Origin of the sequence: Aeromonas sp. OTU364 (assembly GCF_038440395.1) — a bacterium.
GTDB lineage: Bacteria > Pseudomonadota > Gammaproteobacteria > Enterobacterales > Aeromonadaceae > Aeromonas.
Map to the genome: position 1 here is coordinate 15972 of NZ_JASATR010000008.1, position 23918 is coordinate 39889.

Genomic DNA, 23918 nt, shown 5'->3' on the forward strand with positions numbered 1-23918 from the left:
ATTGGTGACAGGGAGCAAAGGGATTTTTTATGAAACGCATTCTGGTAGTACGCAATGACAAGATTGGTGACTTCATGCTGGCCTGGCCGAGTTTTGCCATGCTCAAGCGCTCCATGGAGTGTCATGTGACTGCCCTGGTTCCCGCCTACACGGCGCCGCTGGCCCGCCTCTGCCCCTGGATCGACGAGATCATCCTGGATCCGGGTGCCCGGGCCGACAAGGAACAGCAACGGGCCTTGCTGGCCCGCATCAAGGCGGCCGCCTTCGATGCCTCCATCTGCCTCTTCTCCAACACCCGTAACGCCAAGCTGGTGTGGAAGGCGCACATTCCCTACCGGCTGGCCCCGGCCACCAAGCTGGCCCAGGTGCTCTACAACCAGCGGCTGGTGCAGCGCCGTTCCCGCTCCCAGAAGCCGGAGTACGAGTACAACCTGGATCTGGTGCGCCGCTTCCTGGCCGACCAGCAACTGAGCGTGGTGGAGCCCCAGGGGCCCTACCTCAGCTTCGATCCCGAGAGCCTGCAACAGGTGCGCGAGCAGGTCGCCAGCCGGTTGAGGCTGGATGCGAGCCGCCCCTGGCTGATGGTGCACGCCGGCAGCGGCGGCTCGGCCAACAACCTCTCCATCGAGCAGTACTCGCGCCTCATCATCAAGCTCAACCAGGCCTGCCCGGAATTGCAGTGCGTGCTGACGGCGGGGCCCGGAGAGGAGAGCAAGGCGGAGCAGCTGGCGGCCGAGCTGCTGGCCCACGGCGGCAACGGCTGGATCTACCGCTCCGACGAGGGGCTGCCGAAGTTCTGCCAGGTGATGGCCAATGCCGCCCTGTTCGTGGCTGGCAGCACGGGGCCGCTGCACATAGCTGCGGCGCTGGACGTGCCGACCATCGGCTTCTTCCCGGCACATCGATCCGCCACGCCGCTGCGCTGGCGTCCGCTCAACAGCGAGGGGCGTCATCTGGCCTTCAGTCCGCCGGAAGACAGCGATCACCCGGAAGACATGAGCCAGCTCGATCCCAAGACCATGGCGGCGGCGATCGCCCGCTGGGCTCCGCCGTTCTGGCGGGCAGAGCGCTGAGAATGCAGACAGGGCCCCTCGGGGCCCTGTCTCGTCATGGGGGTGTCGCCATGCCGGCTTACTTGGGTGCCTGGTCCGGTGCCTGGGGTTGCTGGCGGATCCAGAGGTCCGCGTACTTCGCGAAGGTGGAGTGGGCGGAGAGGATGGCCAGCAGCAGTCCCTGCTTGCCATCGAGGAAGCCGGCCTTGAGCAGGTACATCTTGAGGAAGCAGCCGATGGCGTGCACCAGTCCCTGGCCGAGGGAGCCCTTCTTGCCGCGAGCGGTGCGCTGATCGGCCCAGGCCCTGGCGTAGCCGGCGGATTTCACCAGATAGTGCTCCAGATCCCGGTAGGTGAAGTGCAGCAGGTCGCCGTGCAGGTTGACGATCTTCATGTTGGCGCGCACCTCCACCTTCTCGTGCACCAGGGCCTCGTTGTAGCCGGTCAGCGCTCTGGGGTAGAGGCGCAGCACCCGATCCGGGTACCAGCCGCTGTGGCGGATGAAGCGGCCGAACACCCAGGAGAGGCGGGGGATGGAGTAGATGGTGTCGCCGGCCGGATTGGCCATGACCCCCTTGATGGCCTCCCTGAGTTCGGGGGTGAGCCGCTCGTCCGCATCCAGCCACAGCACCCACTCCGACTGGACATGGGACTGGGCGAGGCGGCGCTGGCGACCGAAGCCAGGCCAGGCCGTGTTGACGAAGAAACGGGCGCCGAATTCGGCGGCGATGGCGGGGGTCTCATCCTGACTGCCGGAGTCCAGGATGACGATTTCGTCCACCAGGCCATCGAGGGAGGCGAGGCAGGCGCGCAGGTTGTCGGCTTCGTTCTTGACGATCAGGACGGCCGCCAGGGTCGGTTTTTTCACGGGTTCTGGACTCTTGTTGGCGCCCGGCGGGCGGGTCATGCTCGGATTGGCGCCCATTCTAGCCTAAAACCCCGGCCGGGGCATGGGGCCGCAGGCCATGTCGAGCCGCTTTCGATGGGGGACAGGGCGCCGGTGCTGACAAGAGGGAGTATCCACTTCCCGCAGCGCGGTCTTTAAGGCCTCTTGCGCATCAGGCAGGTATCTTCTGTTATTTCTTCGGCCTTTCTTGGGGCATAATCTCGCCCAGTAACGATTAACTGCCGGGCCAGTCCCGAGAGAAGACGCGCGATGAAGATATTGGTGATCGGCCCCTCCTGGGTCGGCGACATGGTGATGTCCCAGAGCCTCTACAAGGCACTCAAGGCCAACCACCCGGGCAGCGAGCTGCATGTGATGGCGCCGGCCTGGTGCGTGGCCCTGCTTGAGCGGATGCCCGAGGTGGACAAGGCCATCCCCATGCCGCTCGGCCACGGTGACTTCAAGCTGGGGGCCCGCCGCCGGCTCGGCAAGCAGCTGGCCGCCGAGCGGTATGATCAGGCGATCATCCAGCCCAACTCCATGAAGTCGGCGCTCATCCCCTGGTTTGCCAGGATCCCGGTGCGTACCGGCTGGAAGGGGGAGCACCGCTTCGGCCTGCTCAACGACATGCGCAGCAACAAGCAGGCCTTCCCGCTGATGGTGGAGGCCTATCTGGCGCTGGCCTACCCCAAGGCGCAGATGAAGAGCCGGAGCGACATTCCGTCCATTCCCCATCCGTCCCTGCACGTGGATCTCGTCAACCAGGGCAAGGCGCTGGAGCGGCTCGGCCTGAATCGCGCCCGCCCCGTGCTGGTGCTCTGCCCCGGGGCCGAGTTCGGCCCGGCCAAGCGCTGGCCCGAGGGGCACTACGCCGTGGTGGCCCAGAAGCATCTGGATGAAGGCTGGCAGGTGTGGATCTTCGGCTCCGGCAAGGATGTGGAGGTGGCGAACACCATACGGGACCGGATCAACCCCCTGTCCCGCCCCAACTGCCACGTGCTGGCGGGCAAGACCAGCCTGCACGAGGCGATCGATCTGATGGCCCTGGCCGGTCGGGTCATCGCCAACGATTCGGGGCTGATGCACGTCGCCGCCGCCCTCAACCGGCCGCTGATCGGCGTCTACGGCTCCACCTCGCCGCTCTACACGCCGCCCCTGGCGGACAGGGTGGAGATAGTGCACACCGACATCGAATGCCGCCCCTGCTTCAAGCGCACCTGCAAGTTCGGCCACCTCAAGTGCCTGATCGAGCTGATGCCGGAGCAGGTCATCGAGGCGGGCAAACGGCTGGAACGCAGCGAGTCGGAAGATCTGGTGATCGCGCTGCAGCCGGTGGCGGGCCCCGCGACCGGCGCCGAAGGCCAGTAGCATGATCTATCGGCTGCTTTACAACCTGCTTATCCACCTGGGCCTGCCGCTGGCGCTGCTGGCGCTCTACAAGCCCAAAAAAGGCAAGCCCGGCTTCGGCAAGCGCTGGGCCGAGCACCTGGGGCGGGCACCTGCCACCGGGCAGGAGGCGCCGCTCTGGATCCATGCGGTGAGCGTGGGGGAGACGCTGGCCATCAGCCCCTTCATCCGCGCCCTCAAGGCGGAGCAGCCCTCCTTGCCCATACTGCTCACCACCACCACCCGCACCGGCGCCGAGCAGGCGGCTAGGCTCGGGGATCTGGTGGTGCATCGCTATGCGCCCCTGGACTACCCCTGGGCCGTCTCGGCATTTCTGGCCACCTTCAAGCCCCGCGCCCTCTGGGTGATGGAGACAGAGCTGTGGCCGAACTGGCTGGCGGCCTGCGAGGCGCGCAACTTGCCGGTGACCATACTCAATGCCCGGCTCTCCGAGCGATCCTGCCAGCGCTATGCCCGCTTCCAGGGCGCCTTCGATGCCCTCAGTCGCCCGCTGACTCACCTGCTGTGCCAGCACCAGGACGACGCGGATCGCTTCCATCGTCTGGGGATCGGCCGCGAGCGGCTGGCGGTGACCGGCTCCATCAAGTTCGACATCCAGTTTGGCGATGAGGTGCAGGCCAGGGGCCGCGCCCTGCGCCAGCAGCTTGGACAGGCGCGGCCGGTCTGGATCGCCGCCAGCACCCATCAGGGGGAAGACGAGCAGGTGCTGGCCGCCTTCGATCGGGTGCTCAAGGTACATCCGTCTGCCTTGCTTATTCTGGTGCCGCGCCACCCCGAGCGCTTTGCCCGGGTGGCCGAACTGTGCGCCCCCTACGGCTGTGTGCGGCGCACGGCGGGCAGTGCGGTCGGCGAGAGCGACAAAATCTACCTGGGGGACACCATGGGCGAGTTGCCGCTGATGCTGGCGGCCGCCGATCTGGCCTTCGTCGGCGGCAGCCTGGTGAAGATTGGTGGTCACAACCTGCTGGAGCCGGCGGCGCTCGGCAAACCCTGTCTGACCGGCCCCGCCTACTTCAATTTCAGCGACATCACCCGCCAGCTGGTGGCTCAGGGGGGGGCCGCCGTGGTGGCGGATGCCGATGCCCTGGGCGACAAGGTGAATGCGCTGCTCGGCGATGTGGGCGCCCGCCGCCAGATGGGGGAGCAGGCCCGTGCCGTGGTGCTGCGCAACCAGGGGGCGCTGGCGCGCACCCTGTCCCACTGCCTCGCCGCGCTGGAAAACGACTAGCGCGGGTGGCCCTGGTGGCCACCCCGTGCCTTATCCTGCACTCTCCCGTCGTCCCGCCTCCTCCCGGGGCAGGGGCAAACGCCGCAGGCAATCCGGCCTGCTTTCCTTTATGCTCTGCCCTTTGCCCTGACCCTGTGATGCCCCGATGAACCGCGCTCCCCTGCTGCTGATGATACTGGTCACCCTGCTGGCCGCCGCTGGCTGGCTCTTCTCGAAAGAAGCTATTCGCGAACTGCCCACCGCCGCCTTTATCGGCAGCCGTTTCCTGCTGGCCGCCCTGCTGCTGTTGCCACTGGCCTGGCTGCGCGAGCCGCCCCCCAGCCGTTCGCAGCTGCTGCGCGCCGCCGGATGCGGCACCCTGCTCGGGGCCAGCCTGCTGTTCTGGGTCACCGCCATCAGCCAGAGCGATGCGCTGGGGAGCGGCGCCTTCATCATGAGCGTGGCCACCCTGATGGCGCCGCTCGCCGCCTGGGCAGCGTTCAAGGCCAGACCCGGCCGCCACTACTGGCTGACCCTGCCCGTCGCCGTGGCCGGCCTGCTGCTGCTCTCCAGCAGCACCCACTGGGGCGTGTCGCTCTCCCTGTTCTGGTTCCTGGCTGCTGCTGCCACCCTGGGGGTCCAGCTCGCGGTGCACCGCCACTTCGCCCAGTCCATTCCCCCCACCTGGCTCACCTGCATCCAGCTGGCGATGACAGGGCTGCTCGGCACCCTTCTCTCCCTGCTGACCGAGCAATGGCCCGCCGACATCAGCTCTGGCATCTGGGGCTGGTTTGCCGCCAGCGTCCTGATCGCCACCACCCTGCGTTACTGGCTGCTCACCCACGCCCTGAGCCGGATGACCACGGCCCACGCCGCCCTGCTGATGCTGCTGGAACCGGTCTGGACCCTTATCCTGAGCACCCTCTTCTATGACGAGCCGCTGGGCGGCGCCAAGCTGGTCGGTGCCGGCCTGGTGCTAGGTGCCCTGGTGCTCTACCAGCTCCCCCTGCTGCTGCGCAGCCGCAAGCTGAAGTCACCGCTCTGAGCCTGAACCGGCGACGAGCGTGCATGGTTCGGAAAAACGAGAGGGTCTGAATGGCAGACCCTCTCTGCTTGATGGCGAGGGCCGGGCTGGCGTCGCCATAAGCCATGCCGTTGATCACACTGGGGATATGACATAAAAAAGCCCCCGGGTGGCGGGGGCTGGTGCATCGGTGAGAGGGATCACTCGATGTTTTGAATTTGCTCGCGCATCTGTTCGATGAGGACCTTCAACTCGACGGCGGACTGGGTCACTTCGGCGTTGATGGACTTTGAACCCAGGGTGTTCGACTCGCGGTTGAACTCCTGCATCATGAAGTCGAGACGACGGCCGCAGGCGCCCCCCTTCTTCATGATCTTGATGGTCTCGCCGATGTGCATCTCCAGACGATCCAGCTCTTCGGCCACGTCGATCTTCTGGGCCAGCAGCACGATCTCCTGCTCGATGCGGGCGGGATCCAGCTCGACCTTGGCCTCGGCCAGGCGATCGGTGAGCTTCTGGCGTTGCCACTCGATGATCTGCGGCAGGTGCTCGCGCACCTTCTTCACCTCCACCTGGATGCCGTCCAGGCGCTGCTGGATCAGTGCCTTGAGGTTGGCCCCTTCGCTGGCGCGGGAGGCGAGGAACTCTTCCATGGTCAGATCGAAACCGCCGAGCAGCTCGGTGGCGACCGCGTCCATGTCCTGCTCGGCGGCGGCCATGACACCCGGCCAGCGCAGCACGTCCACCGGGTTGAGCTGGCCCTGGCCCGCCTCTTTCATTACCCAGTTGGCGCTGTCGATGATGAGCCTGGCCAGCTCTTCATTGATATGGAGCTGGCTGGCGGCGGCTTGCGCTGCCTCGAACCTCAGGTTGCACTCCACCTTGCCGCGCTGCAGCTTGGCACGGAAACGCTCACGCAGCACCGGCTCCAGGCTGCGCAGTTGCTCCGGCAGGCGGATATAGGTTTCCAGATAGCGCTGGTTGACCGAACGAATTTCCCAAACGGCTGTGCCCCAGTCGCCCTTGAATTCCTTGCGGGCGTAGGCGGTCATGCTGTGAATCATTGATTGTTCCGGGCTTGATGAAGTGTGCGGCCAGTATACTCAGCCAGGCTTGCCCCGTCAGCCGATGCCGTGGTTTTAGCGGCTGATATTTGGGGCGGGATCACTTATAATCCCCCGCCAATTTGAGCCAGCCCAGAGGTCAGTCCCATGTCCCGTCCCAGCGATCGCAGTGCCGCGCAAGTGCGCCCGGTTACCATCACCCGCAACTTCACCAAGCATGCGGAAGGATCTGTGCTGGTGGAGTTCGGCCACACCCGCGTGCTGTGCACCGCCAGCGTCGACACCAGCGTGCCGCGCTTCCTGAAAGGCAAGGGTCAGGGCTGGGTCACCGCCGAGTACGGCATGCTGCCGCGCTCCACCCATTCGCGCATGAACCGCGAGGCGGCCGCCGGCAAGCAGAGCGGTCGCACCCTGGAAATCTCCCGACTGATCGCCCGCTCTCTGCGCGCCGCGGTGGACCTGACCGCGCTGGGCGAGCACTCCATCACGGTAGACTGTGACGTGTTGCAGGCCGACGGCGGCACCCGCACCGCCGCCATCACGGGCGCCTGCGTGGCCCTGGTGGACGCGCTGAACTGGATGGTCGAGAAGGGCATGCTCAAGCAGAGCCCGCTCAAGCAGATGATAGCGGCGGTCTCCGTCGGCATGTATCAGGGCGAAGCCATCTGCGATCTGGAGTATGTGGAAGACTCCGCCGCCGAGACCGACATGAACGTGGTGATGACCGAAGACGGCCGCATCATAGAGGTGCAGGGCACCGCCGAGGCCGAGCCCTTCACCCACGAGGAGCTGCTGGCGATGCTGGCGCTGGCCAAGGGCGGCATCGACGACATCATAGCGCTGCAGAAGCAGGCGCTCTCTTGAATTTCTGATTTGAAAAACGCGGCATTGACCGCGTTTTTTTATACCCCCACACCAGTCAACGACAAGCCAAGCAAGGAGCCAGAATGAAAGCCTACCAGCGTCAATTTATCGAGTTCGCCCTGGAGAAACAGGTTCTCAAATTCGGTGAGTTCACCCTGAAATCCGGCCGCAAGAGCCCCTACTTCTTCAACGCCGGCCTGTTCAACAGCGGCCGCGATCTGGCCCGCCTCGGCCGCTTCTATGCCGCCGCCCTGATGGATGCCGGCATCGAATTCGACGTGCTGTTTGGTCCGGCCTACAAGGGGATCCCCATCGCCTCCGCCACTGCGGTGCAACTGGTGGAGCAGCACGACGTGGACGTGCCCTGGTGCTTCAACCGCAAGGAGGCCAAGGATCACGGCGAGGGCGGCAATCTGGTGGGCAGCCCGCTCAAGGGGCGCATCATGCTGGTGGACGACGTCATCACCGCCGGGACCGCCATCCGCGAATCCATGGATCTGATCCAAGCCAACGGCGCCTCCCTGGCCGGGGTGCTGATCGCCCTGGATCGCCAGGAGAAGGGCAAGGGCGAGCTCTCTGCCATCCAGGAAGTGGAGCGTGACTACGGCGCCCACATCATCGCCATCATCCAGATGAGCGACCTGATCCAGTATCTGGAAGAGAAGCAGGCCGAGCAGCCCGAGCTGGCCTCCCAGCTGGCGGCCATGAAGGCCTATCGCGCCCAGTACGGCATCTGACGACCTCTCCTGCCATCATGGCGTCGCCCTGGCTCGGGGTGGCGCCATTTTTTTTGAAAAAGTGAGTGTGGTGGCTTGAGCTTACCCTTACAGTAAAGGTTAGGGTTTGGTCATCGGCAGCCAGTTTGGCCGATGAGTTCCGAGGAGGAACAACATGACTACCCAGACTCAAGATCCCATCCATCTGCAGTTGCCGCTCAGCGGCATGAGCTGCGCCAACTGTGCCAGCCGTATCAGCACCGCCCTCAACCAGCTCGACGGGGTGACGGCTACCGTCAACTTCGCATTGGAGCAGGCGGCCATCGAACTCGGTGACCCGGCTCGTCTGCCCGAGGTCCTCGACAGCATCACAGGGCAGGGCTATGGCTATGGCCATGAGACGATCTCCTTCCAGATCAGCGGCATGACCTGCGCGGGTTGTTCGGCGCGTCTCAACAAGATGCTGACTGCCTTGCCCGGCGTGCTCTCGGCCGAGGTGAATTTTTCCCTCGAGCAGGCCCGCATCGAGCTGGTGCCGGGGATGCAGACCCCTGCCTCGTTGCGTGAGCATATAGAAGCCCTTGGCTTCGGTGCCCAGCTGGCACAGGGCTCTGCCAGTGCTCGCCGCCAACAGTTGCAGGCGCGTGAGGAACAGGAAGCTGCCGCCGCCCGTCATGCGCTGAATCAGGTCGTCATCTCGGCCCTGCTGACCCTGCCGCTGCTGGTGGGCATGGTCGCCATGGCCGGCCTGCTGCCCTGGCATCTGCCCGCCTGGCTGGAGCTGGTGCTCGCCACCCCGGTGCAGTTCTGGATCGGTGCCCGCTTCTATCGCGGCGCCTGGCTCGCATTGCGCAACAGGGCTGCCAATATGGATGTGCTGGTGGCGACCGGCACCAGCGCCGCCTACTTCTACAGCCTCTATCTGCTGCTGACGCTGGGGATGGCCGCCAGCGGCCAGCTCTATTTCGAGGCGAGCGCCATCATCATCACGCTCATTTCGTTGGGAAAACTGCTGGAGGCGAGAGCCCGCCGCAGCACCCAGTCCGCCATTCGCGAGCTGATGGCGCTGCGGCCGGACACCGCCACCGTCTGGCGCGGCGAGGCCTGGCAGAGCGTCGCCATCGACGAGGTGCTGCGTGGCGACAGGCTGCGGGTGCTGGTGGGGGAGCGGGTGCCGGTGGACGGCAAGATCCTGAGCGGTGAGAGCGAGCTGGATGAATCCATTCTCACCGGTGAGAGCCTGCCTGTGCCGCGTGCGCTGGGAGATGCCGTGCTGGGTGGCGCCATCAACCGCTCCGGTGTGCTGGAGATCGAGGCCACGACCGTGGGGGAAGACTCCAGCCTCAGCAAGATCATCACCCTGGTGGAGCGTGCCCAGATGGGCAAGGCGCCGCTGCAGCAGCTGGTGGACAGGGTCTCCGCCATCTTCGTACCCGTGGTCATGGCCATCGCCCTGTTCACCCTGCTGGCCTGGTATGCCTACAGCAACGACTTCGGTCAGGCGCTGCTGGCCGCCGTCGCCGTGCTGGTGATCGCCTGCCCCTGCGCCCTCGGCTTGGCGACCCCGGCCGCCATCGTCACCGGCACCGGGGTGGCGGCCCGCCATGGCATTCTGATCAAGGACGTGGATACCCTGCAGAAGGCCCACGCCATCAAGGCGCTGATTTTTGACAAGACCGGCACCCTCACCCAGGGCAGGCCCGTGCTGGCGAGCTGGAGCGGCAGCGACGAACAGTTGCGCCTCGCCGCCGCCCTGCAACAGGCGAGCGAACACCCGCTGGCGCTGGCGATGCGCGAGGCGGTCGGCAAGGAGGTCGCGCTGCCCCAGCCGGAAGCCGTGGAGGTGCGGGTCGGTGCCGGCATCCTCGGCAAGGTGGCCGGCCATTCGGTGGCCATCGGCAATGGCTCTTTGCTGGCCCAGCTCGGTATTGAACCACCACAACAGGATGAACAACCCGCCGACGGCGCGACCCGGGTCTGGGTCGCCATCGACGGCGTGGCGGTGGCGATCGCCGCCCTGGCCGATACCCTGAGGCCCGAGAGCCCCGAGGCCATCGCTACCCTGCGTCAGCGCGGCATCGCCAGCTGGCTGGTGAGCGGCGACGCGCCGGCACCCGTGGCCCACATTGCCGCCAAGCTGGGGCTGGACGGCGCCTTCGACTCCGTGCTGCCCGCCGGCAAGGTGGAAAAAGTAGAGGCGTTGCGCGCCCGCACCCAGGGCCTGGTGGCCATGGTGGGGGACGGGGTGAACGACGCCCCGGCACTGGCGGCGGCGGACGTGGGGATCGCCATGGGCTCAGGCTCGGATGTCGCCATGGAAACCGCCTCCATCACGCTCATGCGATCTGACCCTCGCCTGGTGGCCGATGCCATCGACATCTCGGCGGCCACCTGGCGCACCATACAGCAGAACCTGTTCTGGGCCTTCGTGTTCAACATCATCGGCATTCCGCTGGCGGCGCTGGGCTACCTCAGCCCCGAGCTGGCGGGGGCGGCCATGGCCCTGAGCAGCATCACGGTATTGAGCAATTCCCTGTTACTGAAACGCTGGCAGCCCAGGGCGGGCAGCCAGCGCCAATCTGAATCGAGAAGGAGTCATCCATGAACATCAGCAAGGTTGCCAAGGCCACTGGGCTGTCCGCCAAGACCATCCGCTACTACGAGAGCATCGGCCTCATCTCGGCGCCGGTGCGCAGTGACAACGGCTATCGCAGCTACACAGACGGCGCCCTGCGGGAGCTGCGCTTCGTCAAGCGGGCGCGGGAGACCGGCTTCAACCTGGAGGAGTGTCAGGAGCTGCTGGCGCTCTACCGGGACGAGCACAGGACCAGCGCCCAAGTGAAGAAGCTGGCGCAGGAGAAGATCGTCGATCTGCGGGCCCGCATCGCCGGCCTGCAGGCCATGCTCAGTTCCCTGGAGGAGGTGGTGGGGTGCTGCCACGGGGACGCGAATCCCCAGTGCCCCATACTCGACGAGCTCGAGAAGGGTTGAGGGTGTTGCCGGGCGAGCGCGAGCAGGCTGGAGTGTCCCGGGATCCTGCCTGCGTGGCGCGACGAGCCAGGGGCTGAGTGGCTGCTTAATAGCGGGCGATTGATTGTTGAGCAGGAAAAGGGAGTGTTAGACTGTGCGGCTCTTGTACAGGGAGTACCCAGTTGACCCAGAGTGTGAATCACCAGGTGCGGCGGGCCATCATGGTCCAGCTCTATACCCACGCCTCCTTCAGCCTGCCTTGTCTGGCGCTGCTGGCGATCAGCTGGAGCCTGTTGTTCCACGACTACCTGCCCGCCAGGGAGGCGCTCGGCTGGCTTGGCCTGGTCTTCCTGTTGCTGCTGGGACGCTGGTGGCACCTGCGCTGGCGTCAGCCCCGGCTGGCAGAGCTGCCGCTGCCGGTGCTGGAGCGGGAGCTCTTCATCGGGGTGACCATCACCTCCATCATCTGGGCCCTCGGCGTGCTGCTCTACATGGACAGGCTGCCGGACACCTACCGCGCCGCCATGTTGATGCTCACCAGCCTGATCCTCACCGGCAGCGCCATCATGCTGTTCGGCAGTCGCCGCACCCTCTACGGTGCCGTGCTGCCCCTCGGGTTTGCCATGCTGTTCGAGCTCAGCGGCGGCAACGAGCAGGAGCGGATCGTCTCCTGCATGCTGGCGGGTTACCTGTTCGTGTTTCTGCCGACCCTGCTGCGCCGGTTGCGCCGGGATCAGGTGGCCTCCCTCTACCACAGTTTTTCCAACGCCGAACTGGTGGCCGAACTCAAGGCGGTCTCCGAGCATCTCAAGCTCACCTCCCGCCTGGACGGCCTGACCGGCATCGCCAACCGGGCCCACCTGGATGACACCCTGGCACGGGCCTGGCGCCGCTGTCACCGGGCCAGGGCACCCCTCTCCCTGGTGCTGGTGGATGTGGACTACTTCAAGCAGTTCAACGATCACTATGGCCATCAGCTGGGGGACCAGTGCCTGCAGCAGGTGGCGAGCCTGCTGGCCGAGGTGTTGCGGCGGGAGGACGATCTGGCCGCCCGCTACGGCGGGGAGGAGTTCGCCCTGCTGCTGCCCTGCACCACCTTGCAGGGGGCCATGCAGATCGCCGAGCAGGTGCGCACGGCCCTGCGCACCCTTGGCATTCCCCACCACAAGTCCCGGGTATCCGGCCGGGTCAGCTGTAGCTTCGGGGTGGCGACCCTGGTACCGGATCAGCACCACTCCATCGCCGAGCTCATCCAAAAAGCGGATGCGGCCCTCTATCAGGCCAAGCATAATGGCCGTGATCGTATCGAAGTAGCCTTGATGGGTAAGGTTGCCTGAGTTTCACATGACAGATTAAAGAGGTCGTCTATGCAATGTCATCGTATCGAAGAGCTGCTGGAGCTGCTGCAGCCCGCCTGGATCAAGGATCAGGATCTCAGCCTGGTGCAATTCATCGCCAAACTGGCGGCGGAGGCCGGCTATGAGGGCGCCCTGTCCGAGCTGACCGACGACATGCTGATCTACCACCTCAAGATGCGCGAATCCGACAAGCAGGCGATGATCCCGGGCCTGGCCAAGGATCATGTTCCTGACTTCAAGGAAGCCCTGCTCAAGGCCCGCGGCATCAAGTAACCCGGCCGCCGGGTTGCCGGAAGAGGAAGGTTTCAAGAGAATCTCCAAAAAGGTCCATAGTCAACTGGCTATGGGCCTTTTTTGTTGCCTGAAATTGCGACGGCACTCGAACTATAGATACATTTAACCCACACAATTAGCAGGCTGTTTAAGATATAATCGGCTTCATAACAATATGAGTGGAGCTATGTGCTGCAATGGCCGACCAGGACAAGATCGATATCAAGGATGTGACCGACAAGAACGTAACCGGGACCTTCAATCCCCACACGTTCAAGGCGGGCGATGACAGGTTCAATCCCGGCAACCGCATCTACGTCAGGTCCCAGACCGGCTACTGGCAGCGGGTGCGCAAGGCCATGGGCTGGTTCTTCGTCGCCCTCTTCGTCACCCTGCCCCTGCTGCGTTACGACGGCCGCCAGGCGGTGCTGTTCGATCTGGAGCATCAGCAGTTCCACATCTTTGGCGCCACCATCTGGCCGCAGGATCTGACCCTGCTGGCCTGGGTCTTCATGATCGCCGCCTTCGCCCTCTTCTTCGTCACCACCTTCCTCGGCCGGGTCTGGTGCGGCTATCTCTGCCCCCAGACGGTGTGGACCTTCATGTTCATCTGGTTCGAGGAGAAGCTGGAAGGCGCCGCCAACAAGCGCCGCAAGCTGGATGCCGCCCCCTGGAGTGGCGAGAAGCTGGCCCGCAAGGGCGCTAAGCACCTGGCCTGGATCCTGCTGTCCCTGGGCACCGGCCTCACCTTCGTCGCCTACTTCCAGGATGTGTTCCAGCTGGTGCCTGACTTCTTCACCCTGCAGGCGAGCGGCTGGGTCATCTTCTGGGTGATCTTCTTCGCCGCCTGTACCTACGGCAACGCCGGCTGGATGCGCGCCATCATGTGCATCCACATGTGTCCCTATGCCCGCTTCCAGTCCGCCATGTTCGACAAGGACACCTACATAGTCGGCTACGACACCAAGCGCGGCGAGACCCGTGGCGCCCGTGGCCGCAAGGCCGATCCCAAGGCGCTGGGGCTGGGGGACTGCATCGACTGCGACCTCTGCGTGCAGGTCTGTCCGACCGGCATCGACATCCGCGACGGTCTGCAGTACGAGTGCATCAACTGTGGCGCCTGCGTCGACGCCTGCGATCAGACCATGGATCGGATGGGCTATGCGCCCGGCCTCATCAGCTACACCACCGAGCACAAGCTGGCCCACAACGTCACCCAGGTGGCGCGGCCCAAGTTGCTCGGCTATGGCCTGGTGATGGTCATCATGCTGGGGGTGTTCGTCTACAACGCCATGTCCATCATGCCGATGGGACTCGACATACTGCGGGATCGCAACCAGCTGTTCCGCGAGAACAGCGAGGGGCTGATTGAGAACACCTATACCCTCAAGATCCTCAACAAGACCCTGCAGCCCCAGACCTATCAGCTGGATGTGGAAGGGCTGCCGGAGCACCAGTGGTTCGGCCCGCGCGAGGTGACTCTCAAACCAGGGGAAATCTTCACCCTGCCGGTGAGCCTGGCGGTGGACCCCTTCAACCTGAAGCGGCCGACCCTGGACATCCAGTTCGTGCTGAAGCGGGAAGGGGTGGCAGAGGGCGACAGCAAGGGCACCCTGCGCCAGGCCAGCAAGTTTATCAGCCGGCTGTGACGGCCTTGGCCATGAGCGGAGTGGGTCCGCCATGGCGGCCGCTCCCTGCCCAGGGGCAAGCCGGCCGGCTTATCGACCGGTGCCGAGGGCGGTATTCATCCGCCATCTCGGATAGAATGGGGCGCAACAGCGCCCCTTTCTCATGGTGGATGACATGCGTTTCAACTATTCCGACCTCAATCCCGATCTCATCATGGATGCGATCGATCTCAGCGGCCTGCGCATCGATTCCGGCCTCATCGAGCTCAACAGCTATGAGAACCGGGTCTACCAGTTCCAGGATGAGGATCGCCGCCGCTTCGTGGTGAAGTTCTATCGTCCCGGCCGCTGGAGCCGGGCCCAGATCCTGGAGGAGCACGGCTTCTCCGCCCGCCTCAACGAGGCGGAGATCCCGGTGGCGGCGCCGCTCGCCTTCGCCGGTGAGACTCTGCTGGAGCATCAGGGCTACCCCTTCGCCATCTGGCAGAGCGTGGGGGGCCGTCAGTTCGAGGTGGACAACCTGGAGCAGTTGGAGTGGGTGGGGCGCTATCTCGGCCGCATCCACCGGATCGGCGCCAGCCGCCCCTTCCATCACCGCGTCCGGTTGGATGTGGAGAGCATGCTGCACGAGCCGCGTCAGCTGCTGGCGGCCGGTGAGTGGGTGCCGAGCGGGCTGGCCAAGCAGTTCTTCGGGGTGCTCGACGAGCTGATCCGGCATGTCTGCGACGCCATGACCCTGGACGTGGCCCAGATCTCCCTGCACGGGGATTGCCACCCCGGCAACATACTGTGGCGTGACGGCCCCATGTTCGTCGATCTCGATGACTGCCGCACCGGCCCCGCCATCCAGGATCTGTGGATGCTGCTGTCCGGGGATCGCAACGAGCAGCTGATCCAGCTCGATACCCTGCTGGCCGGCTACGAGGAGTTCATGGAGTTCGACCCGCGGGAGCTGGCGCTGATCGAGCCACTGCGGGCCATGCGCATCGTTCACTACATGGCCTGGCTGGCCCGGCGCTGGGAAGATCCAGCGTTTCCGCGCCACTTCCCCTGGTTTGGCACCGACCACTACTGGCACCAGCAGATCGCGACCTTGCATGACCAGCTCGCCGCCCTGCAGGCGCCGCCGCTGTCGCTGACGCCGGGATGGTGATGCCAGGGATGGGGATGCTGTTTGCAGATCGCCATCCCTGAGCACGATCGGCTTGCCGCCCTGCAAGCGCCGCCGCTGTCACTGACGCCGGGGTGGTGATGCCGTTTGCGGGTCCTCGTGCCCGCTGGCGATCCTGCCTGGCTCGCCTTGGGCATTGACGGCAAGAGGGTGACGCAATAGGCTTGGACTGCTTCGGTTCGCCGGGCGTGCCTCACAGTGATCCCTTAACAGGAAACGTCATGAAAAAAGTACTATTTTTCCTCGCTGCCATGCTGATGATCCCCATGGTTCACGCCGCCCCGGAATTCAAGGAAGGCGTCAACTATGACGTGGTTACCCAGACCGGCAGCGCCCAACCGGAAGTGCTGGAGTTCTTCTCCTACTTCTGCCCGCACTGCGCCAAGTTCGAGCCGATTGCCGAGGATCTGAAGAAGAACCTGCCGGAAGGCGTGCCGATGAAGAAGAACCCGGTGGCCTTCCTGGGTCGCGAGATGGGTCCCGAGATGCAGCGTGCCTATGCGGTCGCCAACCTGCTGAACGTGGAAGGCAAGCTGACCCCGGCCATCTTCGACAAGATCCATACCCAGCGTCAGATGCCGCAGAGCCGTGCTGACGTGAAGCAGATCTTCGTGGACAACGGCGTACCGGCCGAAGAGTTCGACGGTGCCGTCGACAGCTTCGCGGTCTCCGGCATGGTCTCCCAGTTCGATCGCAACACCGAGAGCTACAACATCCGCGGTGTGCCGGCCTTCCTGGTCAACGGCAAGTACATGGTGAAGATTGAATCCATCACCTCCCAGGAGCAGTTCAACCAGCTGGTGAAGTTCCTGCTGGCCAAGAAAGACTGATCCCGCCTGACCTCATGAAAAAAGCCCGCCGGTGCGAACCGGCGGGCTTTTTGTTTTTTACGGCCATCTCGGCGGGCAAGACCGACGGGGCGGATCGATCCGGATTCAGATCTGGCAGTCCCGCTGGGACGGCGCCGGCCGCGGCAGCCGGGTGCGGCGGCTGACGGCCTCCGCCAGCCAGACCAGCAGCAATATGGCCAGGATCAGGGTGGCCGCCTGATCGTAACGGAACAGGCTCAGGGACACATAGAGCTGCTGCCCCAAGCCGCCGGCGCCCACCACCCCGAGGATGGTGGCGGCGCGCAGGTTCATCTCGCCGCGATAGAGGCTGTAGGCCAGCCACTGGCGCGCCACCAGCGGGAACAGGCCGTACCAGAAGCTGGCGATGCGACCGGCGCCGCTCAGCTGCAGGGCGAGGCGGGGGGCCTGATCCGCATTCTCCAGCGTTTCCACGAACAGCCGCGCCAGCACCCCTGTGGTGTGCAGCGCCAGCGCCAGTATGCCCGCCACCGGCCCCAACCCGACCGCGATCACCAGCAGGCTGGCGAAGATGAGCTCGGGCACGGAGCGCAGCAGGTTGAACAGCAGCCGCAGCGGCCAGCAGTGACGGGCGAGGCAGGCCAGCGGCAGGGCCAGCAGGGCGCTCAGCAAGGTGCTCAGCAGCGCCATCTGCACCGTATCGAGCAGGCCGGTGCCCACCGTCAGCAGGAAGGGCGTAGACCAGTCCGGCTGCAGAAACTCGCCGACAAACTGCCCCACTCCGCCGAAGGAGAAGCTCAGCATGCGCCAGTCGAGCTGGTGGAACGCCAAGGCGCCGGCCAGCCCCAGGCAGGCCAGCAGTTGCAGGCCGGGGGAGCGGCTGTGGCGCAGCCAGGCGCTGAGGCCGTCGGCCAGGGTCACCAGCAGGATAAAGGCCAGCAGCAGGGTCACCACCTCGCCGCCGGCAAACATGCGCAGGGAGAGTTCGAGCTGCTGGCCGAGCCCGCCGGCGCCGACGAAGCCCATGATGACGGAGGCGCGCAGGGCGCACTCCCAGCGATAGACGGTGTAGGAGAGCAGTTCCTGGCGTACCGCGGGCAGCACGCCGTACCAGAGCGCCTGCAGGCGGCCGCTGCCGCCGAGCAGCAGGGCGCGGGCCGGTTGCAGGGCACCGCTCTCCATGATCTCGTTGTAGACCTTGGCCAGCATGCCGCCGTAGCTGACGGCGATGGCCAGGATGGCGGCTAGGGGCCCGAGCCCGGACAGCCGCACGAACAGCAGCGCCCAGATGAGCTCGGGCAGGCTGCGCAGCAGGATGGCGATCAGCCGGCTGAGGACCCGCAAGGCGCCGCGCAGCGGGCTGGGAATGGGGCCCAGCTCGGCCAGCGACAGGGCGCGGGAGCCGAGCAGGGCGAACGGGACGCCGAGCAGCAGGGCACCGGCCAGCCCCAGGGTGGCGACCGCCAGGCTCTCCAGGGCAGCGCTCAGGGTCAGGCCGAGAAAGTCCTGATCCATGCGGGGTGGCCAGCTGGTGGCGAGGAAGTTGCCCATCTGCCGCCAGCTCTGGCCGTCGAACAGTCCGAGCCAGCCCTCGGCATGCTGCCACAGGCTGAAGCCGATCAGCGCCAGCAGCCAGGGCAGGGGATGGCGCCAGCGATCCGTCAGCCCAGGCACGCATCCACCTCGTCGTCGCCGGCGTAGAGCGCGCTCAGCATGGCCGGGGTGACCGCCTGGGCGGAGCAGTCGAACTGCACCCGTCCCTCGCGCAGGCCTATGATGCGGGGGAAGCGCTCGAGCGCCAGCTCGACCGCATGCAGGTTGGCGATGAGCGTGCTGCCCCGGGCGCGGGCCTGGGCCAGCAGGGCGTCCAGGCTGCTGCGGGCGAGCACGGGGTCGAGGGCGGAGACAGGCTCATCGGCCAGGATCAGCTCCGGCTGCTGATAGAGCACCCGGGCTATGCCGACCCGCTGCAACTGGCCGCCGGAGAGCTCGCCGCAGCGCTGCTGCCACTTGTCGGCGAGGCCGAGGCGGGCCAGCTCGGCCCTGGCCCCATCGGGGTCGCAGGGGCGCAGCAGCGAGAGCAGGGCGCGGCCGAGGGACCACTGGCCGAGCCGCCCGGCCAGCACGGCGGTCAGCACCGGCTGGGAGGCGGGCAGGGGCGGTTGCTGCCAGACCATGCCGATCCGGCTGCGCAGCCGTTGGCGGGCGTGGCTGGAGAGCGCCCAGGGATCCTGCCCCCAGAGGCTGAGGCTGCCCTCCCCGCGCAGCTCGGTGCCGAGCAGGCGCAGCAGGCTGGTCTTGCCCGCTCCGCTCGGCCCTATGATGGCGACGCATTCACCCGCCTCCAGCCGCAGGCTGAACGGGTGCAGGATGCGGCTCTGGCCGAGCCGCAGTCCTTCCCCTGTCAAGGCGACGGCGATCACTTCAGCAGGCCGGCCTGGGTCGCGGCGGCTTCGATGCCCAGGTAGTTCTCTGGCTTGGTCTCGATGAAGCGGCTGGCTCGTTGCAGCTTGAGTATCTCGGCCTGGGCCGGGACGGCGGGATCCAGCTTGAGGAAGGCCTGCTTGATCTTCTCCTGCAGCGCCGGGTCCAGGTCGCCGCGCACCGTCCAGTTGTAGTCAAAATAGGTCGGCGTGGTCCAGATCACCTTCACCTTGGCGGTATCGACCTTGCCCTCTTCCACCAGCTTGTCCCACACCGAGGCGTTGAGCGCACCGGCCGGCACCTTGCCGGAGGCGACCCAGGCGACGGTGGCGTCGTGGGCGCCGGAGAAGGCGACGTGGGCGAAGTCACGCTCCGGCACTATGCCTTGCTCGGCCAGGAAGTGGCGCGGCATCAGGTGGCCCGAGGTGGAGGAGGGGGAACCGAACGCGAAGTCCTTGCCCTTGGTGTCGGCCAGGGTCTTGATGCCACTGTCCGCGTTGGCGATGAACTTGGAGGTGAACTGGGCATCTTCCTGACGCTGTACCAGCGGTACTACCTTGTCGGCCCGGCGATGGGCCTGCACGTAGGTGAAGCCCCCGAGCCAGGCCATGTCGAGCTTGCCGGAGGCCAGCGCCTCCACCACGGCGGCGTAGTCGTTGACCGGCACGAACACCACCTCGCGGCCGGTCTGCTCGGCCAGGTAGTCACCCAGCGGGGCAAACTTGCGCTGCAGCTCGGTGGGAGCCTCGTCCGGAATGGCGGAGACGCGCAGCGGCTCGGCGGCGGTGGCGCCCAGGCTGGCGAGCAGGGTGGTGAGGGCAAACATCCATTTACGTGTCATGGCAGTTCCTTGTGGTCTGTCGTTCGGGCAAGAGAAAGGCCCGACAACTGTCGGACCTGGCAAGTGAATCATGGTAGGGCGCCGGCGGCGTGATGCACAAGGCGCTGCCCCTAAAAAGCTACCTTACACCCCGATGTGAAACGCCTGCTTGAGGTTGCGGATGAAGTCCGCATCCCGGCACAGGGTCTTGCCCGGGCTGTCGGAGATCTTGGCGACCGGGCCACCGTTGCACTCCATCAGCTTGAAGACGATGTTCATCGGGCTGACGCCGGGCAGATCGCAGGTGAGCTTGGTGCCGATGCCGAAGCTGGTGTTGATGCGGCCGCGGAAGTGGCGGAACAGCTGCACCGCCTTGTCGAGGTTGAGGCCGTCGGAGAACACCAGCGTCTTGTCTCTGGGGTCTATGCCGAGCCGCTGATAGTGGCTGATGGCCTTCTCGCCCCACACCACGGGATCGCCGGAGTCGTGGCGCAGGCCCTGGTAGCGGCTGGCCAGCTCGAAGTCGAAGTCGCGCAGGAAGGCATCCATGGTGATGCAGTCGGTCAGGGCGATGCCGAGGTGGTTGGTGAACTCATCCAGCCAGCTGGTGAGGGCCGCGCGCTGGCTGTGCTCCAGCGGGAAGCCGAGCTGCTGGTGGGCCTGGAACCATTCGTGGGCCTGGGTGCCCACCGCCGGCAGCCGGTATTTCTGGGCCAGCTGGTAGTTGCTGGTGCCCTTGAATGCCGGCAGGCGCTCCTTGAGACGGCCCACCACGGCATCCTGCACCGCGTGGGAGAAGCGGCGGCGGGTGCCGAAGTCGATGAGGTTGAAATCCTGCATCTCCGCCGGGCTCAGCTCATGCTCCAGCTTGTCGATCTTCTGCTCCAGCCGATCCAGCGCCTGGCTCACCCCGAACTGGGGATAGCGGAAGCGGTTGCGCATCTCGCTGATGATGGCGAGCACAGGTATCTCCCACAGGATCACGTCCTGCCAGGGGCCCTCGACCCGCACATTGATGCGACCATCCTGTTCGAACACCCGCAGCAGGGAGGCATCGAGCGGCTTGCGGCGCAGGTGATCGAGGTAATCGGCGGTGAAGAAGGGACGCTCGGCCAGGAAGTCGAGCTCGGGCTTGGTCAGCCGCAGGGAGCCGGCGAGGCGCAGCTGCTCCTCGATCTGGCCCATCATGGGCAACAGATCCTCTTCGTTGCGGCTGTGGAACTCGGCCACCACCTCGGCATCCGGGTAACGATGGAACACCGCCTGCTGCATGTGCAGCTTGTAGGCATCTGTATCGAGCAGGCTGTTGAGGATGGGTGGCATATCAGGCTCCTCGCAGACGGGTGAGCACGATGGCGCTCCCCTGCCACATATGTAGATTGCAGGCGCCGGTATCGGATTGGCGGGAAAAAATGGGTGACATATCAGGCGTCCAGCAGGCGTTGTACATCGACCAGGGTCTGGGCCAGTTCGGCGCCGGCCTCGGTCATCCGGGTGCGGGCCTGGGCCACAGTCTCGGGCGCTATGCCACGGCAGGCATCGAGATGGACGATCACCCGGAAACCGGCGCGGCGCAGCTGCAGCACGCTGGTCTTGACGCAGTAGTCGGTGGCGAGGCCCCCCACCAGCACTGTGCTGACCCCCCGTGCTTGCAGGAATTCGATAAGCCCGGTGCTGCGCCGCTCGGCCAGGTCATGGTAGCAGGCGCCATAGGGATGCAGGTCTGGCTCGACCCCCTTCCAGACGAAGAAGTCATAGTCGATGGGGGCGGGCAGGCCATCGAGCAGTTCGAAGCCCGGGGTGCCCGGCACGCAATGGGCCGGCCAGGTGAGGTCGGCGTTGGGCAGGTCCAGCGGTTGCAGCATGGCGGCGGGGGTTGTCACGACCCAGGCGGCGTTCGCTGGGTGGGCGTCCTTGCTGCCGATTCGCAGGCTGGCGAGGGCGGCCTGCGCGTTGAGAGCGGCCACTATGTCAGCCCCGCCCGCGACGGGCAGCTCGTTCGGGCAGAGGGGAGTAAATCCCTTCTGCGCATCTATATCCAGGCTGGCGATGGTTCCCATGGGTGGCTCCTGCACATAATATTCTTGTGATATTATCTACCAAACATTATTAGAAGGCGAGCAGGTTGACCGAGATGCCGAGAATGAGTCTGGATATGGTGGTGCTGCGGTTGCACGAGGAGCGGCTCGAGCTGCTCCTCGAGACCCGGGATCGCCCTCCCTTTAGCCACTGCTGGCAGTTGCCGGCCCTGCGCATCGACGAGACCCGGGATCGGGATCTGGATGCCGCCCGTCACCGCCTGCTGGGGGAGTGGGGGCTGGGTCATTGCTACAGCGAGCAGGTCTGTACCCTCGGCAATCTGGAACGGGATCCCCGTGGCTGGTCCACCACCCTGGTTTATCTCTGTCTGGTGGAGCCGAAAGTGGAGGCCGTGCGAGGTCATTGGCACCCGGTTGCCGACCTGCCCGACCTGAATCTTGCCTTCGATCACGGCCAGCTGGTCGCCATGGGGCTGGAGCGGCTGCGCATCAAGAGCCGCTACAGCACACTGCCGCTGCAACTGCTGGGGGCCGAGTTCACCCTCTCCGAGGTGCAGCGGGCGTTCGAGATAGTCCTGCAGACCCCCATGAACACGGCGGCGTTTCGCAAGCGGATCCATCGCGCCGACATCCTGGTGGATACCGGCCGCAAGCGCACCGGCAAGCAGAGGCCCGCCATTCTCTACCGGTTGGAGAATCCCTGCTGCGTGATGTTCGATCAGGTGATGCACGGTGCGGAAGCATAAGCCGGTGCCTGCGAAAGCCGGATTGTCGCCCGATAGCGGGTCTGGTGCGCGGGCACCCTCACACAGGGAGTGACAGCATGGGAGAGACGGGAATGCACAAGGTGCTGGTGAGTGCCTGCCTGCTGGGCCAGCCGGTACGCTACGACGGTCAGAGCAAGGGGATCGTCAGCGACTGGCTGAAGGCGCTGGGGGCCGAGGGGAGGGCGCTGGCGTTCTGCCCTGAGGTGGCGGGCGGCTTGCCGACCCCCCGTCCACCCGCCGAGCGGCAGGGCGAGCTGGTGGTGACGATAAGCGGGCTGGATGTGACGGCCGAGTTCGATCACGGCGCCCGGCTGGCGCTGCAACTCTGCCAGGCACAGGGCATTCGCTTTGCCCTGCTCAAGGAGGGGAGCCCCTCCTGCGGCAGTGGTCGCATCTACAACGGCCGCTTTGAAGGCGTCTCCATGGCGGGAGAGGGCAAGACCACGGCCCTGCTGCGCCGTCACGGCATTCAGGTGTTCAGCGAGGATCAGTTGCCCGAGCTGGCGTCGGCCCTCTCCCTGGCGGCCACCGCAGCGGGCTCCTGAGCTCGCTGCCACTCTTCCAGAACGTCATCCTTCTCTTGCCAGCGCTGGTTCAGCCAGGCCTGAAAACCACGCTTGAACTGCTTGTCGTTGAAGTAGTCCCCCACCAGCGCCTCATTCACCGGCAACTCCTCGATGCGCACCTGAATGCGCTTCATCCGCCCCATCAGGAAGTCCTTGAACGGCGTTTCGCTGTTGTCCGGGTAGCGGATGGTGACGTTGATCAGGCTGTCGAACTGCTCCCCCATGGCCGCCAGGGTGAAGGCGAGCCCCGCCGCCTTGGGGGACATCAGGTGGCGGTAGCGGGAACGGGTCGCCTCTCGCTTCGCCTCGGTGAAGCGGGTCCCCTCCACGAAGTTGATGACTGTGGTGGGGATGTGGCGAAACTTCTCGCAGGCGTGGCGGGTGGTCTCTATGTCCTTGCCCCTCAGGTGCGGGTTGCGCAGCAGAAACTCCCGTGAGTAGCGGCGCATAAAGGGCATGTCCAGCCCCCAGCAGGCGAGCCCCAGCAGCGGTATGTAGATGAGCTCGTGCTTCATGAAGAACTTGGGCACCGGCAGTCTGTCCCGGAACAGATGGCCCAGCACCACTATGTCGGTCCAGCTCATGTGGTTGCTGATGATGAGGTACCAGCCATCCTTGCGCAGCCGGGTCTCATCCTCGAGCTGCCAGTCGATGCGGGTGGTGAGGCGGATCACCAGGGCGTTGCAACCCAGCCACAGCCTCATGAAGCCATTGTTGAGCCGGCTGCAGGCACGGCCGAAGACCGGGATGGGCAACAACAATTTCCCTAGGGAGACCAGCAGGATCAGGCTGGCGCACAGGGCGGTGAACAATATGGTCAGGCCGGCGCTGATGAGCAGCACCAGGGGGCCGGGGAGCAGGCTTAGCATGGGT

General features: G+C 65.5%; 23 protein-coding genes. 15 read left to right on the plus strand and 8 right to left on the minus strand.

The annotated features are described in order from the left end of the window. The first annotated feature begins 29 nt into the window (after positions 1 to 29). A complete protein-coding gene (locus AAHB08_RS10075) occupies positions 30 to 1073 on the plus strand; it encodes a glycosyltransferase family 9 protein (RefSeq protein ID WP_202047699.1) in 1044 nt (347 codons plus the stop codon). Positions 1074 to 1131: 58 nt separating this feature from the next. Here the strand turns inward: AAHB08_RS10075 and AAHB08_RS10080 are convergent, their stop codons facing one another. Then, positions 1132 to 1920, minus strand: a complete 789-nt coding sequence (locus tag AAHB08_RS10080; RefSeq protein WP_265437240.1) for a glycosyltransferase family 2 protein — start codon at positions 1918 to 1920, stop codon at positions 1132 to 1134. A gap of 288 nt (positions 1921 to 2208) precedes the next feature. Between AAHB08_RS10080 and waaF the strand changes: the two genes are divergently transcribed. The 3 genes from waaF (at position 2209) to AAHB08_RS10095 (ending at position 5597) form a co-directional block, all read left to right on the plus strand. After that, positions 2209 to 3306 carry a lipopolysaccharide heptosyltransferase II gene (gene waaF, locus AAHB08_RS10085; RefSeq protein ID WP_342058840.1) on the plus strand — a complete coding sequence of 366 codons (1098 nt, stop codon included), beginning with the start codon at positions 2209 to 2211 and terminating at the stop codon, positions 3304 to 3306. A gap of 1 nt (position 3307) precedes the next feature. Continuing rightward, positions 3308 to 4573 carry a lipid IV(A) 3-deoxy-D-manno-octulosonic acid transferase gene (waaA, locus tag AAHB08_RS10090; protein WP_342058841.1) on the plus strand — a complete coding sequence of 422 codons (1266 nt, stop codon included), beginning with the start codon at positions 3308 to 3310 and terminating at the stop codon, positions 4571 to 4573. 145 nt (positions 4574 to 4718) lie between these two features. Beyond that, positions 4719 to 5597 (plus strand): DMT family transporter, encoded by an 879-nt coding sequence (locus AAHB08_RS10095; RefSeq protein ID WP_342058842.1) that lies wholly within the window; start codon positions 4719 to 4721, stop codon positions 5595 to 5597. Between the two features lie 179 nt (positions 5598 to 5776). Here AAHB08_RS10095 and AAHB08_RS10100 read toward each other — a convergent pair whose 3' ends face one another. Beyond that, positions 5777 to 6640 carry a YicC/YloC family endoribonuclease gene (locus AAHB08_RS10100; RefSeq protein WP_342058843.1) on the minus strand — a complete coding sequence of 288 codons (864 nt, stop codon included), beginning with the start codon at positions 6638 to 6640 and terminating at the stop codon, positions 5777 to 5779. Positions 6641 to 6787: 147 nt separating this feature from the next. Here AAHB08_RS10100 and rph point away from each other — a divergent pair, with 147 nt between their 5' ends. The 9 genes from rph (at position 6788) to AAHB08_RS10145 (ending at position 16450) form a co-directional block, all read left to right on the plus strand. Further along, on the plus strand, positions 6788 to 7504 hold the full coding sequence (gene rph / locus AAHB08_RS10105; protein ID WP_025328763.1) for a ribonuclease PH: 717 nt from the start codon (positions 6788 to 6790) through the stop codon (positions 7502 to 7504). An 83-nt stretch (positions 7505 to 7587) separates the two neighbouring features. Continuing rightward, positions 7588 to 8241 carry an orotate phosphoribosyltransferase gene (gene pyrE, locus AAHB08_RS10110; RefSeq protein WP_042078213.1) on the plus strand — a complete coding sequence of 218 codons (654 nt, stop codon included), beginning with the start codon at positions 7588 to 7590 and terminating at the stop codon, positions 8239 to 8241. Between the two features lie 154 nt (positions 8242 to 8395). Further along, positions 8396 to 10825, plus strand: a complete 2430-nt coding sequence (locus tag AAHB08_RS10115; RefSeq protein WP_342058844.1) for a heavy metal translocating P-type ATPase — start codon at positions 8396 to 8398, stop codon at positions 10823 to 10825. After that, positions 10822 to 11211: a Cu(I)-responsive transcriptional regulator gene (gene cueR / locus AAHB08_RS10120; protein WP_005323722.1), complete on the plus strand. Its 390-nt coding sequence runs from the start codon at positions 10822 to 10824 to the stop codon at positions 11209 to 11211. The genes AAHB08_RS10115 and cueR overlap by 4 nt, the downstream gene beginning before the upstream one ends. Positions 11212 to 11372: 161 nt before the next feature. Then, positions 11373 to 12527: a GGDEF domain-containing protein gene (locus AAHB08_RS10125; protein WP_162519267.1), complete on the plus strand. Its 1155-nt coding sequence runs from the start codon at positions 11373 to 11375 to the stop codon at positions 12525 to 12527. A gap of 30 nt (positions 12528 to 12557) precedes the next feature. Next, positions 12558 to 12821: a YihD family protein gene (locus tag AAHB08_RS10130; protein ID WP_139438101.1), complete on the plus strand. Its 264-nt coding sequence runs from the start codon at positions 12558 to 12560 to the stop codon at positions 12819 to 12821. Between the two features lie 197 nt (positions 12822 to 13018). Continuing rightward, positions 13019 to 14470, plus strand: a complete 1452-nt coding sequence (ccoG, locus tag AAHB08_RS10135) for a cytochrome c oxidase accessory protein CcoG (RefSeq protein ID WP_342058845.1) — start codon at positions 13019 to 13021, stop codon at positions 14468 to 14470. Positions 14471 to 14612: 142 nt separating this feature from the next. Next, complete coding sequence (locus AAHB08_RS10140) at positions 14613 to 15602, plus strand: serine/threonine protein kinase (RefSeq protein ID WP_042654444.1); 990 nt, start codon at positions 14613 to 14615, stop codon at positions 15600 to 15602. 239 nt (positions 15603 to 15841) lie between these two features. Then, on the plus strand, positions 15842 to 16450 hold the full coding sequence (locus AAHB08_RS10145) for a thiol:disulfide interchange protein DsbA/DsbL (protein ID WP_342058846.1): 609 nt from the start codon (positions 15842 to 15844) through the stop codon (positions 16448 to 16450). Positions 16451 to 16555: 105 nt separating this feature from the next. Here AAHB08_RS10145 and phnE read toward each other — a convergent pair whose 3' ends face one another. From phnE to AAHB08_RS10170, 5 genes are all read right to left on the minus strand, one after another. Further along, positions 16556 to 18094, minus strand: coding sequence for a phosphonate ABC transporter, permease protein PhnE (gene phnE / locus AAHB08_RS10150; protein WP_446699523.1), 1539 nt, complete (start codon positions 18092 to 18094; stop codon positions 16556 to 16558). Next, positions 18091 to 18852: a phosphonate ABC transporter ATP-binding protein gene (locus AAHB08_RS10155; RefSeq protein WP_342058848.1), complete on the minus strand. Its 762-nt coding sequence runs from the start codon at positions 18850 to 18852 to the stop codon at positions 18091 to 18093. The genes phnE and AAHB08_RS10155 overlap by 4 nt, the downstream gene beginning before the upstream one ends. After that, positions 18849 to 19694, minus strand: coding sequence for a putative selenate ABC transporter substrate-binding protein (locus AAHB08_RS10160; protein ID WP_218329618.1), 846 nt, complete (start codon positions 19692 to 19694; stop codon positions 18849 to 18851). Before AAHB08_RS10160 ends, AAHB08_RS10155 begins: the two co-directional genes overlap by 4 nt. Positions 19695 to 19817: 123 nt before the next feature. Beyond that, entirely contained in the window at positions 19818 to 20996 is a 1179-nt protein-coding gene (gene pncB, locus AAHB08_RS10165; RefSeq protein ID WP_342058849.1) for a nicotinate phosphoribosyltransferase, read from the minus strand. A gap of 101 nt (positions 20997 to 21097) precedes the next feature. Beyond that, complete coding sequence (locus AAHB08_RS10170; RefSeq protein ID WP_342058850.1) at positions 21098 to 21733, minus strand: nicotinamidase; 636 nt, start codon at positions 21731 to 21733, stop codon at positions 21098 to 21100. 74 nt (positions 21734 to 21807) lie between these two features. Here AAHB08_RS10170 and AAHB08_RS10175 point away from each other — a divergent pair, with 74 nt between their 5' ends. Then, the gene (locus tag AAHB08_RS10175) at positions 21808 to 22458 is read left to right on the plus strand and encodes an NUDIX hydrolase (RefSeq protein ID WP_342058851.1); all 651 of its coding nucleotides are present in this window, start codon (positions 21808 to 21810) and stop codon (positions 22456 to 22458) included. 77 nt (positions 22459 to 22535) lie between these two features. Next, positions 22536 to 23024: a DUF523 domain-containing protein gene (locus AAHB08_RS10180; protein ID WP_342058852.1), complete on the plus strand. Its 489-nt coding sequence runs from the start codon at positions 22536 to 22538 to the stop codon at positions 23022 to 23024. On the opposite strand, the gene AAHB08_RS10185 is transcribed toward AAHB08_RS10180, so the two are convergent. Beyond that, positions 22967 to 23914, minus strand: a complete 948-nt coding sequence (locus AAHB08_RS10185; RefSeq protein ID WP_342058853.1) for an acyltransferase — start codon at positions 23912 to 23914, stop codon at positions 22967 to 22969. The genes AAHB08_RS10180 and AAHB08_RS10185 overlap by 58 nt on opposite strands. Positions 23915 to 23918: the final 4 nt, after the last annotated feature.